The 16038-nt window shown below is 61.3% G+C and carries 11 protein-coding genes; 10 read left to right on the forward strand and 1 reads right to left on the reverse strand.

The window, feature by feature from the left end:
- Nucleotides 1–204: 204 nt before the first annotated feature.
- The 9 genes from menC (at nt 205) to hprK (ending at nt 12164) form a co-directional block, all read left to right on the forward strand.
- Nucleotides 205–1338, forward strand: coding sequence for an o-succinylbenzoate synthase (gene menC, locus BW934_RS11260; protein ID WP_076348157.1), 1134 nt, complete (start codon nt 205–207; stop codon nt 1336–1338).
- A gap of 169 nt (nt 1339–1507) precedes the next feature.
- Nucleotides 1508–2194: a cell division ATP-binding protein FtsE gene (gene ftsE, locus BW934_RS11265; protein ID WP_076348158.1), complete on the forward strand. Its 687-nt coding sequence runs from the start codon at nt 1508–1510 to the stop codon at nt 2192–2194.
- Complete coding sequence (gene ftsX, locus BW934_RS11270) at nt 2184–3074, forward strand: permease-like cell division protein FtsX (protein WP_076348159.1); 891 nt, start codon at nt 2184–2186, stop codon at nt 3072–3074. Before ftsE ends, ftsX begins: the two co-directional genes overlap by 11 nt.
- A 39-nt stretch (nt 3075–3113) precedes the next feature.
- Complete coding sequence (locus tag BW934_RS11275) at nt 3114–4406, forward strand: zinc metalloprotease (protein WP_076348160.1); 1293 nt, start codon at nt 3114–3116, stop codon at nt 4404–4406.
- A 12-nt stretch (nt 4407–4418) separates the two neighbouring features.
- On the forward strand, nt 4419–5216 hold the full coding sequence (locus tag BW934_RS11280; protein ID WP_076348161.1) for a flagellar motor protein: 798 nt from the start codon (nt 4419–4421) through the stop codon (nt 5214–5216).
- Nucleotides 5194–6012 carry a flagellar motor protein MotB gene (locus BW934_RS11285; RefSeq protein WP_076348162.1) on the forward strand — a complete coding sequence of 273 codons (819 nt, stop codon included), beginning with the start codon at nt 5194–5196 and terminating at the stop codon, nt 6010–6012. The genes BW934_RS11280 and BW934_RS11285 overlap by 23 nt, the downstream gene beginning before the upstream one ends.
- Nucleotides 6013–6286: 274 nt before the next feature.
- Complete coding sequence (gene uvrB, locus BW934_RS11290; RefSeq protein ID WP_076348163.1) at nt 6287–8278, forward strand: excinuclease ABC subunit UvrB; 1992 nt, start codon at nt 6287–6289, stop codon at nt 8276–8278.
- Between the two features lie 25 nt (nt 8279–8303).
- Nucleotides 8304–11177, forward strand: coding sequence for an excinuclease ABC subunit UvrA (gene uvrA / locus BW934_RS11295; RefSeq protein WP_076348164.1), 2874 nt, complete (start codon nt 8304–8306; stop codon nt 11175–11177).
- Between the two features lie 39 nt (nt 11178–11216).
- Nucleotides 11217–12164, forward strand: a complete 948-nt coding sequence (hprK, locus tag BW934_RS11300; RefSeq protein WP_076348165.1) for an HPr(Ser) kinase/phosphatase — start codon at nt 11217–11219, stop codon at nt 12162–12164.
- Nucleotides 12165–12274: 110 nt separating this feature from the next.
- Here the strand turns inward: hprK and argS are convergent, their stop codons facing one another.
- Nucleotides 12275–13981, reverse strand: a complete 1707-nt coding sequence (gene argS / locus BW934_RS11305; RefSeq protein WP_076348166.1) for an arginine--tRNA ligase — start codon at nt 13979–13981, stop codon at nt 12275–12277.
- A 156-nt stretch (nt 13982–14137) separates the two neighbouring features.
- Here argS and BW934_RS11310 point away from each other — a divergent pair, with 156 nt between their 5' ends.
- A complete protein-coding gene (locus BW934_RS11310) occupies nt 14138–15928 on the forward strand; it encodes a tetratricopeptide repeat protein (protein ID WP_076348167.1) in 1791 nt (596 codons plus the stop codon).
- Nucleotides 15929–16038 lie beyond the last annotated feature (110 nt).

Raw genomic sequence — 16038 nt, forward strand, 5'->3', positions numbered from 1 at the left:
GGTGAAGTACGTGCTTCGTGAGCTGGCGCGGCTTCCGCACACCATTGCGTGACGGCTTGGCGCAGTGAGGTCCCCTACGACAACTTGACACGCACGTGGCTCATCCCTCTCTTGAAACCTCAGAGCCATTGCGATATACCTCTAGAGTACCTTGCAAACCACCTGTCTTTCTTACCCGTCATCTCGACAAGAGAGGTTCGCCGCATGATCCGCACTTGCATCTTGTATCGCCTATCCCTTCCACTCAAAATTCCGATGCGCACCGCCCATGGAGACGTCCGCGAGAAGCAGGCCATCCTCGTCCAACTTGTGGATTGTGACGGGATCGAAGGCTGGGCGGAATGTGTGGCGCTCCCGGAACCCACGTATACGGAAGAATGTACAGACACGGCTTGGACCGTGCTTGTCCATCATCTCGTACCGCGCTTGGCGAGGTGGGTTCGGTCGCTTGGCCGTGACATCGATCCGCAACACGTGTACGAATCATTTCGCGACGTCCGCGGCAACGCCATGAGCGTCGCCGCACTGGAAATGGCACTTTGGGACTGGTACGCCGCACGCACGAATCAGCCGCTCGCGAAGCTGCTCGGTGCCGCGCGCGACCGCGTGGAGGTGGGCGCGACCATCGGAATCATGGATTCGGATGATGCGCTCATTCAATCCGTCGATGCGGCTGTGGAGCAAGGATTCCGACGAATCAAGCTCAAGATTGCGCCGGGACGCGATCGCGACATGATTGAAGCGGTGCGAAGGCGGTATCCAGACCTGCCCATGGCTGTGGATGCAAACGGCAGCTACGCTCAAACGGATGCGCCACTTCTGCAGGCGTTGGACGCGTATCATCTTCAGTTTATCGAGCAGCCGTTTCCGGACGACGACTGGTTCGATCTCGCCGAACTGCAGGCTTCGCTCCAGACGCCCCTTTGCCTGGACGAAAGCGTCCGCTCCGCGCGCGAGGTGAAACTCGCTGTACGGCTGGGTGCGGGGCGCGTCTTGAATTTGAAGGCAGGTCGGCTCGGCGGCTTCGGCAGGCTGCTTCGCGTCCTGCGTGCGTCGACCTTGGCTGGAATGAGCGCCTGGGTGGGAGGCATGTACGAGACCGGCGTCGGCCGGGCGCACGGGCTCATCGCGGCGGCGCTCCCTGGCATGCGGTATCCCACGGATCTCGGACCTGCAGACCGGTACTTTGAAGAGGACGTGCTCCGCGAACCCATCTCCTTCGCGGAACCCGGGACCATCCGCGTGCCAGACTGGGCTGGGCTGTCGGATCACGTCGATCGCGACGCCGTCGAGCGCTTCTGCACGGCTACCTGGAAAGCATCTTTTGCGGACTTCTGAAGCAAGTTCGCATGTTGGACACGATTTGCCAACAGGAATTTTGGCGCTGCGTGTCGAAGTGGGTCAGTATGTGTCTGGGGTCGAATGTGCGTCGGGGCAACCGTCGGATGAATACAGACGAGAGAAGAACACGGTCACTACATCATGGGATGAGGGGTAGATCCGCACAGTGATTGAAATGCAGGACGTCTGGAAGGAGTATCCCAACGGGACCCAGGCCCTGAACGGCATTTCGGTTCGCATTCAGAAGGGTGAATTCGTCTACATCGTCGGTCCGAGTGGCGCCGGGAAGTCCACCTTTATCAAGCTCATGTATCGCGAGGAACGACCCACGCGGGGCCACATCTTTATCAATGGCTTTAACATTGAAAAGTTGAAGGATCGCAAAATCCCCTTGTTGCGCCGAACCATCGGCGTAGTCTTTCAGGATTTTAAGTTGCTTCCAAAGCTCACGGCAGCGGAAAACGTGGCGTTCGCGCTGGAGGTTATCGGTGCGCCGCCGAAGTACATCCGCAAACGGGTCAAAGAAGTGCTCGAGCAGGTGGGCCTGGAAGACAAGATGAACATGTATCCTCACCAGTTGTCGGGCGGCGAACAGCAACGCGTGGCCGTTGCGAGATCGCTCGCCAACAATCCAGCGGTTGTCATCGCGGACGAGCCCACGGGCAATCTGGACCCAGAGACATCGTGGGACGTGATGCGCCTTTTTCAGCGGATCAACGATCTCGGCACCACGATCGTGATGGCGACGCATAACCGCGAAATCGTCAACACCATGCGCAGGCGCGTTATCGCGATTGAGAACGGCGTGATCGTGCGAGACGAGGAGAAAGGGTATTACGGCTATGATGACTAGGTGGATTCGGCACGTACGCGAAGGTATCAAGAATGTCGTGCGCAACGGGTGGATGTCGTTTGCGGCCCTCAGCGCCGTGGTTGTAACCTTAGCCGTGCTCGGTTTCTCACTGATTCTCACGTTCAACGTGCAACAGATGTCGAACAGTGTCACGGGACAGCTGGAGTTCAGTGCGTTCCTCAATGTGAACGCGTCAGAGCAACAGGGCAAAGTGGTGGCGCAGGAGATTCGCGAGCTTCCGGGTGTGGCGTCCGTACAGGTGATCTCGAAAAATGAAGGGCTGCAGCAAATGAAGCAGGAGTTGGGGCAGGAACTGAGCGACGTGCTGAACGCGTTCAAGCAAAATCCGTTGCCCATCCAAATTGTTGTCAAGCCGCAGGACCCACATCAGATTGACCGGCTCGCGAAGGAGGTCAGTGAAATCCCAGGTGTCGCGGCTGTGCGTGATCCTCACAAGCTCGCCGCGGCCATCTTCCGCACGCTGGCCGTCGTGAGAGACGTGGGCATCGTGTTCGTGGTGGGGCTGATTGTGACGTCGATGTTCCTCATCTCGAACACGATTCGAATGACCATCTTTCACCGGCGGCGCGAGATCGAAATTATGAAACTCGTGGGCGCCACAAACTGGTTCATCCGTTGGCCGTTCATCATCGAGGGGATGATCATTGGCCTGGTGGGCAGTGCAATCCCCGTGGCGCTTCTCGTGTATGGGTACCGCTCGCTCTATGTGAAGGCCAAGGGCGTGTTCAGCGGGCTCGCGTTCCCGCTGGTCCAGGCGAGTCAGATTGAGGTGAAGCTCGCGGTCATCCTGATCGCCATGGGGCTTCTGATCGGCATGTGGGGAGGCGTCATCACGGTTCGGCGCTTTCTACGCGTGTAAGATGCCTGACATTGCGGGCAGCAGAAAGGGATACCGTCCATGCATGTGATGGCGAATGGCTGGTGGGCGTTGGTCGGCCTTTTGATCCTCAGCTTCGTGCTCAACCCGTATCACTATCTTGCGACAGGTTTCGTCATTTGGGACCTAGTGCGAAACGTGCGGCGAGAGCGCATGTGGTTTGGCGTTCGCGTCACGCGGATCGGCAAGACGCTGTTGCTGCGCTACGCCAGGGCATGCGCCGTGGGACTTGTGGCGAGCCTCGCGTTACTTGCGGCGGGTGTGGAGGTCACTTGGCCGTCCGTCGTGTATGTGTGTGTCGTGTCGATTTTGCTCGGCGTGATCCGATCTCGCCTGGCCGCCGCCCCCATCGCCATCGCCGTCTCGGTCGTGTTGTCGTCGCTCTTGCGCCTCTATCACGGGGCGATTCCCGGCAATTGGGCGCCTCTTTGGCAGGCCGTGGCGGAGATGCCTCGGGCGAGTTGGCTCGCCGTGGGTGCCGCCGCGGTTTTGGCGGAGGCGGTTCTGAGCCTGTGGGGAATCCGCGACGCCATTCTCCCTGCCCTCGTGACGTCCCGGCGAGGTCGCCGGATGGGTGCGATGAAGCTGCAGTTGGGTTACGTCGTCCCCGTCGCGGTTTGGATCCAACCCTTCGCCCGGCCGCATCTCGCGTTCTCGCCCGGGTGGCATCCTTGGCACATCGCGGCGGGGCAGCCGTTAGCGTGGTTTGCGATACCACTTGCTTTAGGATGGCATGCCCTATTGACGTCGGTCAAAGTGGAGCGCGCTTTGCACTACTTGCGGTGGCTTGACGTCGCGCGCGGTGTCATCTTGATCGCAGGCTTCGTGGGCGCCCGGATGTGGCGGGCGGAGAGCGCGCTCTACGCGGCCGTCGCCCTCGTCGCGCTGACCGAGATCTACAGGTTCGCGCTGGCGCGCATGGACCGGAATCGCGAGCCCCGCTTTGCGCCGGATTCTGGGGGGCTTCGCGTGCTGTACGTCATCCGCGGTTCGCTCGCGGAGCGGCTCGGCATCAAGCCAGGAGAACTGATTAGCCACGTCAATCAGGCGCCTGTGCGCACGGAGTACGACTTTCACTTCGCGCTGGAACAAAATCCGGCCTACGCCCGCTTTCAGCTGACGGACGATCGCGGCGAGCCCCGGCTGGTGTCGAGCCCCGTTTACGAGGGAGAACGGCATCATCTCGGCATCATCTTTGTTCTTCCAGGAGACGAGCCTGTGCTCAGGTTGAAGCGTCCGTTCGGATTTCTCGAAACGCTCTATCTGCGCGTGCAGGGCGACGTCAGGCGCGGTTCTCCATCTTCTCGTTCGTAGGGAGGCGGTCGCATGGATCTCGCAACGGTACTCGGATTGCTGCTCGGCATCGGCGGACTCCTCGGGGGGTACATCCTCGACAAGGGAAGCATCGCTGCACTTATCCAGCCTTCGGCGATGATGATCGTTTTTGGCGGCACGCTCGGTGCGACGATGCTATCGAGTCCGTTAAAGGTGTTTCTGTCGTTGCCGAAGTACCTGCGAATCGCCTTCTTTGCGCCGAAGCGTGACCCGCGTGCGCAGATCGACCAACTGGTCGATCTCGCCGTGATGGCCCGCCGCGAAGGGATTCTCGCGCTGGAGGACCACGTCAACTCGTTCGACGACGCGTTTATGCGCAACGGCGTGCGGCTCATCGTCGACGGGATCGACCCAGAGCTGGTCAAGGATATGCTGCAGACCGAACTCGCCCACATTGAGGAACGCCACGAGGTCGGCATCAACATGTTCGAGGCGGCGGGCGGGTTTGCTCCGACCATGGGTATCATTGGCACGGTCATGGGGCTGGTACACGTGCTCGGGAGCCTGAGTGACGTCAGCACGCTTGGGCCCGAGATCGCCACAGCGTTCATCGCCACGCTGTACGGCGTCGCGAGCGCGAACATCTTCTGGCTGCCCGTGGCCAACAAGCTCCGGGCGCGATCGCAGGCGGAGATGCTCGAGCGGGAGATGACGCTCGAAGGCATTCTGTCCATCCAGGCGGGCGAGAACCCGAACGTGCTGCGGCAAAAGCTGCTCTCGTTCTTGGCAGCGTCCGATCGCGTCGAGAAGAAGGCGGGTGTGCAGAGTGGAGCGGCGCAAGAAGCCTAAGCATAAGCAAAACCACGAGCGGTGGCTGGTGACGTACTCCGACCTCATTACGCTCCTGCTCGTGTTTTTCGTCGTCATGTTCGCCATGTCGACCATTGACAAGACGCGCTTCGCCACGCTCGCGGAGTCTCTGTATCAGGCGCTGCACCCCGGACAGCAGGTGCCCATCAACCTGGGCACATCGGCGCTGCTCGAGAGCGGCGATCAGAACAACGGCCAGCAGTTCCCGGATAACCTGCAGAATCCCAACAGTCCCACCAACTCGACGACGTCTCAGAATCAGCAGGCGAATGAGAACCTCGCCGACGCGAAGCAGCTGGACCTACTTTACAGGGAGATTCAACAGTACATCGCCAATCATCACCTGTCCGGCGAAGTACAGGTCGTCGATGAGGCGCGCGGCGTCCAGATCACGATGCGCGACGTGGCGCTTTTCAACACGGGCCAAGCGGTGCTTTTGCCCAAGGCGAGAGCCATCATTCAAGGGTTGATCCCGTTTTTCAAGCAGATCTCGAACGACATTGTCGTCGAGGGCTACACGGACACGCAGCCCATCAACACGCCCATCTATCCGTCGAACTGGGAGCTTTCCGCAGCGCGCGCGATGAGCGTCGTTCGGTTCTTGGCCGATCACGGCATCAATCCCACGCGCTTAGCCGGCATGGGCTACGGTCAGTATCACCCAGTGGCGTCGAACGCCACGCCGGCGGGCCGACAGGCGAATCGGCGCGTGAATATCGTCGTCTTGCGCAAAGCGTATGCTCCGGGCACCGCTCCGGCTCTGCCCACCAACTGAGCCGGAGCTTGCCCTCGCCACTCATCCCTGCCGCTTTCCGGGCTTCTATCCTAATTCCGGGCCCCTATCCCCACGACACGCCTGCTCGCCACACGACGCCAACAGCGCAACCCTTTGCGCCAGTGACTGCCGGTTTTTTATAATGGACGAGGATTGCCTGAGCATCCGTTTCTGCGTTGAAGGGAACGTGTGTTCCCTTTTCCCGGCGGATGTGCTACAGTGTAACCACGTCGATTCCCGTCCGCAGAGAGTCCATGCGCGAGGAGGGCGAGACATGTCCGCGCTACCCGGAAAGTTTGAGCTTGTGACGGATATGAAGCCTCAGGGCGACCAGCCTCAGGCGATCGAGGCACTCGTCGACGGGGTGGAAAGCGGCCTCCGCCATCAGACGCTGCTTGGCGTGACGGGATCGGGCAAGACGTTCACCATGGCCAACATCATCGCGGAGGTCAATCGTCCGACCCTGGTCATTGCGCATAACAAGACGCTGGCGGCTCAGCTGGCCGCAGAGTTTCGCGCCTTTTTTCCCAACAATGCGGTTGAGTATTTCGTGAGCTACTACGATTATTATCAGCCGGAGGCGTACATTCCGTCGACGGACACCTATATTGAAAAGGACGCGAAGATTAACGACGAGATCGACAAGCTGCGCCACTCTGCGACGGCGGCCATCTTGGAGCGCAACGATGTGCTGGTGGTGGCGAGCGTGTCCGCCATCTACGGCCTCGGCAATCCCGCCGAGTACCGCCAACACGTCTTGTCGCTGCGGGTGGGCGCGACGATGGACCGCAATCAGATGCTGCGCAAGCTCGTCGATATGCAATACACCCGTAACGACGTCAACTTCACGCGCGGCACGTTCCGCGTGCGCGGAGATGTGGTGGAGATTTTTCCGGCCTCGCGGGACGAAAACGCCATCCGCGTCGAGTTGTTCGGCGACGAGATCGACCGGATTTCGGAGATCAACGTCCTGACAGGGGAAGTGGTGGCACGAAGAGCCCACTTCAGCGTGTTCCCTGCGTCGCACTATGTCACCTCGCGCGAGCGCCTGGAGAGGGCCATCGAGCGCATTCGCGCGGAGCTGGACGAACGGCTTGCGGAGCTGCGGGCTCAGGGGAAGCTGTTGGAGGCACAGCGGCTGGAGCAGCGCACGCAATACGACATCGAGATGATGCTCGAAATGGGCTTTTGCTCGGGCATCGAGAACTACTCGCGACATCTCGAAGGCCGCGAAGCCGGCGAACCTCCGTACACGCTCTTGGACTACTTTCCGCCTGGCTTCTTGACGTTCATTGACGAGTCCCACGTCACCATTCCCCAGTTGCGCGGCATGTATAACGGCGATCGCAGCCGGAAACTGACGCTGATCGAGCACGGCTTTCGCTTGCCCTCGGCGGCCGACAACCGCCCGCTCAAGTTCGAGGAGTTTGAAAGGGCGGTGGGCCAATGTATTTACGTGAGTGCCACGCCGGGGCCGTATGAACAGAAGCACCAGCAGCGGCTTGCGGAGCAGATCATCCGGCCGACGGGCCTGGTGGATCCCGAGATTCACGTCAGGCCCATCAAAGGGCAGATCGACGACTTGGTCGGTGAGATTCGGGAGCGCATTCGCCGCGACGAACGCGTGCTGGTGACGACGTTGACGAAAAAGATGGCCGAGGACCTGACGGACTATCTCAAGGAGCTCGGCATCAAGGTGCGGTACCTGCACTCTGACATCAAAACCATCGAGCGCATGGTCATTTTGCGAGATCTGCGCCGCGGCGTGTTTGATGTGCTGGTCGGCATCAACCTTCTGCGCGAAGGACTGGACCTGCCTGAAGTCTCGCTGGTGGCCATCCTGGATGCGGACAAGGAGGGCTTCCTGCGGTCGCACACGTCGCTCATCCAGACCATCGGCCGGGCGGCGCGAAACGCGAACGGCACCGTCATCATGTACGCGGACACCATCACGGAGTCGATGCGGATCGCCATCGAAGAGACGGAGCGCAGGCGCCAGAAGCAGATCGCCTACAACCAGGAGCACGGCATTACACCGCAGACCATCCGAAAAGCGGTGCGCGACGTCATCGAGTCGACCAAGGTGGCCGAGTCGGAGGAGGACTACGTGGCGGTGGCTGAGCAGGCCCAACGGCTATCGGGCCGCGAGCGCAAGGAGCTTATCGCCAAGTTGGAAGAGGAAATGAAGGCGGCCGCCAAAGCGCTGGAGTTCGAACGGGCCGCGGAGTTGCGCGATATGATTATGGAACTCATGGACGCGTCGTGAGGCGCGAGGGAAGAAGGAAGACGGTATGCCACAGGACTTCATTCACGTGCGCGGGGCCCGCGTGCACAATTTGAAGAACATCGACGTGAAGATTCCGCGCGACAAGTTCGTCGTGATCACCGGTCTCAGCGGCTCCGGCAAGTCGTCGCTCGCCTTTGACACCATTTACGCGGAGGGACAGCGGCGCTACGTCGAGTCGCTGTCCGCGTATGCACGTCAGTTTCTGGGGCAGATGGACAAGCCGGACGTGGACGCCATCGACGGCTTGTCTCCGGCCATCTCCATTGATCAGAAGACCACGAGCCGGAACCCGCGGTCGACGGTCGGCACGGTGACGGAGATTTACGACTATCTCCGCCTCCTGTTTGCGCGCGTGGGTCAGCCGTTTTGTCCCAACTGCGGCATCCCCATCGAATCGCAGACCGTGGAGCAAATGGTGGACCGCGTGCTGCAGATGCCGGAACGCACGCGGCTGCAGGTCCTGGCGCCGGTCGTGCGCGGGCGCAAAGGCGAGCATCAGCGCGTGCTGGAACAACTGCGCAAGCAGGGCTTCGTGCGCGTGCGCGTCGACGGCGATGTGCGGGATCTCGACGAGGACATTCAACTCGAAAAAAATCGGAAGCACACGATTGAGGTCGTGGTCGATCGCTTGGTGGTGCGCGAGGACATCGCGAGCCGGTTGGCGGACTCCCTCGAGACGGCTCTCGGGCTATCCGGGGGCATTGCGGTCATTGACGTGATCGACGGGGATGAACTGTTGTTCAGTCAAAACGCGGCATGCCCACACTGCGGGTTTTCGGTGGATGAACTGGCGCCGCGCATGTTTTCGTTCAACAGCCCGTTCGGCGCTTGCGAAGCGTGCACGGGCCTCGGCGTCAATCTGGAAGTGGACGAGCAACTTGTCATCCCGAATCCTTCGCTGACGATTGAGGAAGGCGCCATCGCGCCGTGGAGCGGCTCGTTCTCCAACTATTATCCCGAGCTGCTTCGGGCGGCGTGCAAGGCGTTTGGCATTCCGACGGACGTGCCGGTCGCCGAGCTGCCGGACGAGGCGCTCCAGATGCTGCTCCACGGCAACGGGCAATTCATCCGTTTCACGTACGAAAACGACTTTGGTCAGCAAAAGACCGCGCACATTCCGTTTGAGGGCGTCATCCCGAACTTGGAGCGCCGGTATCGGGAGTCCGCGTCCGAATCTATCCGCGAGTTCATCGAGTCGTTCATGAGCGCGAAGCCATGTCCCGCTTGCCAGGGCCGCCGCCTCAAGCCGCAAAGCCTGGCCGTGCGTGTCGGCGGGAAGAACATCGCTGAAGTCACGGAAATGACCGTCTCGGAGGCTCTCGAATTCTTCCAAGGGCTCACGCTCTCCGAAAAGGAGATGCATATCGCGCGCCAGGTGTTGAAGGAGATCGAGAGCAGACTCGGGTTTCTTCGGGACGTTGGACTCGATTACCTGACGCTGGCGAGATCGGCCGGCACGCTGTCCGGCGGAGAGGCGCAGCGGATTCGCCTGGCCACGCAACTCGGCTCCTCGCTCATGGGCGTTCTCTACATCCTCGACGAGCCGAGCATTGGACTGCACCAGCGGGACAACGAGAGGCTCATCCGAACGCTCGAGCACATGCGGGACCTCGGCAACACGCTCATTGTGGTGGAGCACGACGAGGACACGATGCTCGCGGCGGACTACATCATCGACATGGGCCCGGGCGCTGGCATTCACGGCGGCGAGGTGGTGGCTCAGGGCACGCCGGCGGAGATCATGGAACATCCGGCATCGCTGACGGGCCAGTATCTGTCCGGCAGGCGTTTCATCCCCGTCCCCGATGAGCGGCGAAAGCCGGACGGCCGATGGCTCGAGGTGCGAGGCGCCCGCGAGAACAACCTGAAGGGCATCGATGTCAAGATTCCCATCGGCCTCTTCACCTGTGTGACGGGCGTGTCCGGATCGGGCAAGTCCACGCTCGTGAACGAGATCCTGCACAAGGCCCTCGCGAGAGACCTGAACCGAGCGCGGGTCAAGCCGGGCGATCACGACGCGATCCTGGGGCTCGAGTACTTGGACAAAGTGGTGGACATCGACCAGTCGCCCATCGGCCGGACGCCGCGATCGAACCCGGCCACCTATACGGGCGTGTTCGACGACATCCGCGATTTGTTTGCCTCGACGAACGAGGCAAAGATGCGGGGCTACAAAAAGGGGCGATTCTCGTTCAACGTGCGCGGCGGCCGGTGTGAGGCGTGCAAGGGCGACGGAATTATCAAGATTGAGATGCACTTTCTTCCTGACGTCTATGTGCCCTGCGAGGTGTGCAAGGGCAAGCGGTACAACCGCGAAACGCTGGAGGTCACTTTCAAGGGCAAAAACATCGCGGACGTGCTCGACATGACGGTGGAAGATGCGTGCGCGTTTTTTGAAAACATCCCGCGCATCAGGCGCCGCCTTCAGACGCTGGTGGACGTCGGCCTCGGTTACATCAAGCTGGGCCAGCCGGCCACGACGTTGTCCGGTGGCGAGGCGCAACGCGTGAAGCTCGCTTCGGAGCTCCACCGGCGCTCGAACGGACGGACCTTGTACATTTTGGACGAGCCGACGACGGGACTTCACGTTGCCGACATCGAGCGGCTGTTGACCGTGCTTCATCGCCTGGTCGAGAATGGGGATACGGTGCTTGTCATCGAGCACAACCTGGACGTCATCAAGACTGCGGATTATCTGATCGACCTCGGGCCGGAGGGTGGCAGCCGCGGAGGGGAGGTCGTCGCAGCCGGTTCGCCGGAGGAGATCTGTCGGAACGCGCGGTCGCACACGGGTCGGTTTCTCGGTCCCATCCTGGAGCGTGATCGCGCGAGAATGGCCGGGCGACGAGCGTTGGACCTGGAAGCGGCCCGCGACTGACGGCCCGCGATGGCGAGGCGCTGGAGGGGGGACGAGGCGGTGGCGAATCCACGGGGCGTCAGTGTCAGGCAGTTGGTGCGCGATCTCGACCTGCAGGTCTTCAACGAAGACGCGGATTTGGACCGCGTGATTTACACTCGCGACATCAACCGGCCGGGTCTCGCGCTGGCTGGATATCTGCGCTATCATCCGGCTGACCGCGTTCAAATTCTGGGCAGAACTGAGCTGTCGTTTCTGCGCGGCCTCAATGAGAAGGAAAGGGCGCTGCGCGCCTTCGCCTTCTGTTCGTATCAGCAGACGCCGTGTATCATCATTACGCGCGGCGACACTCCGCCGCCGGTGCTGCTGGAAGAGGCGGCATCGCGAAAGATCCCGGTGCTCGGCACCTCGATGGTGACCACGCGCCTGACGGCGCGCATCTCGAACTATCTCGAGGATAAGCTCGCGCCGGAGACCCTTCAGCACGGCGTGTTGGTGGATGTGTACGGCATCGGGATCCTCATCATCGGATCGAGCGGAATTGGCAAGAGCGAGACCGGGCTCGAGCTCATCAAGCGCGGGCACCGGCTCGTGGCGGACGATGCCGTGGTCATTCGCCAAATTTCCGATGATTATTTAGTCGGCAGCGCGCCGCCGCTGTTGCAAAATCTCATCGAAATTCGCGGCCTCGGCGTCTTGAACGCCATGACGCTGTTTGGCGCTGGAGCCGTGCGGCCATACAAGCGCATCTCCATGGTTGTGCACTTGGAAGCCTGGCGAGACAACCATGCGTATGACCGCCTCGGCATCGAGACGGAGACCATGAGAATTCTCGACATCGACCTGCCAAAAGTGACGGTGCCGGTGCGGCCCGGCCGCAACCTCGCCGTGATCGTCGAAGTGGCTGCGATGAATTTCCGCCTGAAGGGCATGGGGCTCGATGCGGCCAAGCAGTTTGCCGAGGAGCTGGAGCAGATGATCGCGGCGCAGTCGGAGGGCGGCGGCTGAAGCGTGGATCGGCTGCGTCAAGCCCGCATCGCGCATCCGCCCGAGAAGGCGCGGGGGTCGGAATGCCATAGCGCAACGCAATGGAAAAGCGGCGGAAGGATCCGCCGCTTTCACATTTCTTCCGGCGCTTCGATGCCGAGCAAGTACAGCGATTTGGCGAGTGCCTCACGCACGGCCCGCGTGAGCGCGAGGCGGGATGTGCGGGCGGGCTCGTCCGCCTGCAGGATGGGGTGATCGTGATAAAACCGGTTGAAAGCGTGGCACATCTGCAGCGCGTATCGCGCGATCACGGACGGATCGTACGAGTCGACGGCACGCTCGAGGGTTTCGTTGGCCTGCGCGAGCAACATCACGAGCGCCCACTCCGCGTCGTCCGGCCGGTGCGTGGATGACCAGCGAGCCGCCTCAGCCGCCGTCCCGGCCTTGCGAAGCACGCTCGACGCGCGGGCGTGGGTGTACTGGACGTACGGCCCGGTCTCGCCGTCAAAGTTCAGCACGTCCTCGTAGCGGAAGTCGACTTCGTGCACGCGGAACGTCTTGAGGTCGTTGAAAATGACCGCGCCCACACCCACCTGGCGGGCGATCGCGTCTTTGTTCTCGAGGCCCGGGTTCTTCTCGTCGATGATGGCGCGCGCCTCATCAATGGCCTTCTGCAGGACATCCTCCAAGTACACGACGTGACCGCGCCGCGTGGAGAGCCGTTGGCCGTTAAACTTCATCAGGCCAAACTGGACGTGAACGCAATGTTTCGCGTAGTCCCGGCCCATGAGCTCCAGAACCTTAAAGACCTGCTGAAAGTGCAGCTTCTGCTCGGCGCCGACGACGTACAACAGCGCCTCCGCGCCGAACGCCTTGTGCCGGTAATCGGCCGCGGCGAGATCGCGCGTGGCGTAAATGGACGTGCCATCGGACTTCACGATGATGCAGGGCGGCATGTCGTACGCCGACAGGTCGACGACTTCCGCACCCTGGTCTTCAACCAGCAGCCCCTTGTCGCGCAGCTCCTGCACGATCGCGTCCATCTTGTCGTTGTAAAAGCTCTCGCCGATGTAATGCTCGAATTCTACGCCGAGCAGGTCGTACACCTGCCGAAATGCGCGCAGGCTCTCTTCGATGAACCAGCGCCACAGGCGGGTGGCTTCTGGATCGCCTTCTTCGAGCTTCTTGAACCACAGCCGCCCTTCATCCTCGAGCTCGGGCGACGACTCTGCCTCCTGGTGAAAGCGCACGTACAGGCGGAACAACTCCTTGATCGGGTCCTTGCGAACCTCTTCTTCGTTGCCCCACTTGAGGTACGCGGCGATCACCTTGCCAAACTGGGTGCCCCAATCGCCGAGATGGTTGACCCCTTCGACGTTCCACCCGTCCTCGCGCATCATCCGTTTGATGGCATGGCCGATGATGGTGGAACGCAGGTGTCCGACGCCAAACGGCTTGGCGATGTTTGGCGACGAATAATCGATGACCGCCGTCCGCCCACGTCCGCGTTCGAGGGAGAACAGGTCGTGCACGGAGGAGATGGCCTGATTCACGACGCGTTCGGCAAACTCCGGCCTCGCCAATCGTATGTTCAGGAACCCTTTCTCGGCCTGGGCGCTCTCCACGCCATCGGCCTGCCGGACACTCGCCGCAAGTTCCTCCGCGATCTGCGCCGGATTCTTCCGCAATTCGCGTGCAAACGGGAAGCAGGGAAGGGCGAGATCGCCCAGGGCGGGGTTCGGCGGATATTCCACCATGCGAGCGATCTCGTCCTCCGGCCGCCCCACGATGTCTGCGATAGCTCGTGCGATGCTTCGCTTGACCGATTTCACGTTCATCCCCCTGTACAGTCCTCCAAAAGCGTCTATTCATTATAGCATGTACAAATTTCTTGAGGAACTTCGCCATTTCTGGCCCACTGTGTTATACTTTTTCCACCAGTTACGGGCGCGGGTGCGCTCGGGCGATCCGCCATACGTGCGTGTGCCGGTTGGATGGTGGCAAAGGAGGCGCTGCACAAGGTGCAAATGGACAAACGTCGCCATCGCTACAACAAGGTGGACAGACTCGAAAACGTGATCGCGATGAAGCTGGACGCGTCCTATTTCTTCGAGCGAGGCATGCGCTTCTTGCGGAAGAACGACTTGGAGCGAGCGGTGAAGGCGTTTCAGAAGACCGTCGAGTATGAGCCCGACAACCCGGTGAATTACTGCAATCTGGCCGGCGTGCTCGCCGAGCTGGGCGATTTTCAGGCTTCGAGCGACCTTCTGCACTACGTGCTTGAACATATGGATCCCAAGATGGCGGAATGCTGGTTTTATCTTGCGAACAACTACGCGAATCTAGGCGATTACGATGCGGCTGAAGAGCATCTCCTCCGCTACCTGGAGCTCGATCCCGACGGTGAGTACGCCGCCGAAGCGGAAGAGATGCTCGGCATCCTCATCGACGAGTTTGGCGGCGGCCGGGCACTCGAGCGCAAGCAGCGCGAGGAAGCTCGCGCGGAGACGATGCAGGCTATCCAGGATGGTCGTTACTTCCTGGAAAACGGGCAGTTCGAGGTCGCTGTCGAGTGGCTGGAGCAGGTGGTGGCATCCGATCCTTCCCACATCGCAGCCCGGAACAATTTGAGTTTGGCGTATTACTATACGGGCCAGTACGACAAGGCGCTGGCCATGGCGAACAGCGTGCTCGAGCGCCAGCCCGACAACCTTCATGCGCTCTGCAACCGCGCGCTGTTGTTGCAACATTTCGGCAATGAGGAGGAGCGGGATCGCGCAGTGGAGCCCCTCCTGAAGGTCATTCCCCTTCATCCAGAGGTCGCGATGAAGGTGGCCATCACGCTGGGGTTCGTGGGCCGACACGCCGAGGCGCTTGCGGCGTTTCGTCGCACGGCTCGCTTCGTCCCTCCAGACCATCCGATGCTCTTGCACGGTTTGGCCGCCGCACACGCCAATCTAGGCAATCTGGAGGCCGCCGAATGCCTGTGGCGACAACTGGCCCGCTTTGAGGATTGCGCGCGGCTCGCCGACTATCATCTGGAGCGCGTGCGCCAGGCGCGCGCGGCCGGGCAGCGCGCCGTGAGCATCAGCTATCAGCTCGACATCCCCGTCGAGATGCAACTCGCTGAGGTCCGGGATCGCCTTCAGAACTCATCACCGGATGAGTGGCGGCGGGATCCCTTGCTGCGAGCGTCGCTCCACTGGAGCCTTCGCCATGGAAACCGTGAGGTGCGCCAGCGGGTGATTCGAGCGCTCGCCGTGGTCGCAGACGAGGACGCAGAGGAGGCTCTGAAGGCGTTTCTCGCGCGCTCGGATATCGATGCTTCGCTGCAGGAACAGACCCTCGTTGCGCTGAAGCGAATGGGCGCAAAGGGAACCGCCCGGATGTGGCGCGCAGCTGGGCCCGTCGAAGTGCGGCTCGAGGATGTCCGCCAAGACATTGTCCTGGACCTGCAGCCGCAGTGGCGCGAAGTTTGGGATCTCGTGCACCAATGGCTGGTCGCGCATGGCCTGAGTTCACTTGCCGGCCAAGCGCGCCGCCTGTGGCTCGCCTATTTGTACGACGAGCTGTTTCTGGACGTGCGCAAGCGCATTGTCAAACCGGAGACGTGGGCGTCCGGTGTGTTGTACGTGGTGCTGCGGTACGCCGACGTGCCCGTTGTGCAGCGCGATCTCGCCGCGCAGTTCAACGTATCGCCATCTTCGCTCAGCAAGTGCAGCTCGCGGCTCGAGCAGATTGTGCTTCGCGCCGGGTGGCGCGGACATCCGGCTCGCGAGGAATGAGGCGAAACCGCGCTGAGCGCGGGACGCTGAGGCGACGCCTCGCCACACGAGGCCGTTAAAAAACGTTTGGCGGTCATCAAAATTTCACGCCGATGTAACACGGATGAAAC

Source organism: Alicyclobacillus vulcanalis (assembly GCF_900156755.1).
Taxonomy (GTDB): Bacteria; Bacillota; Bacilli; order Alicyclobacillales; family Alicyclobacillaceae; genus Alicyclobacillus; species Alicyclobacillus vulcanalis.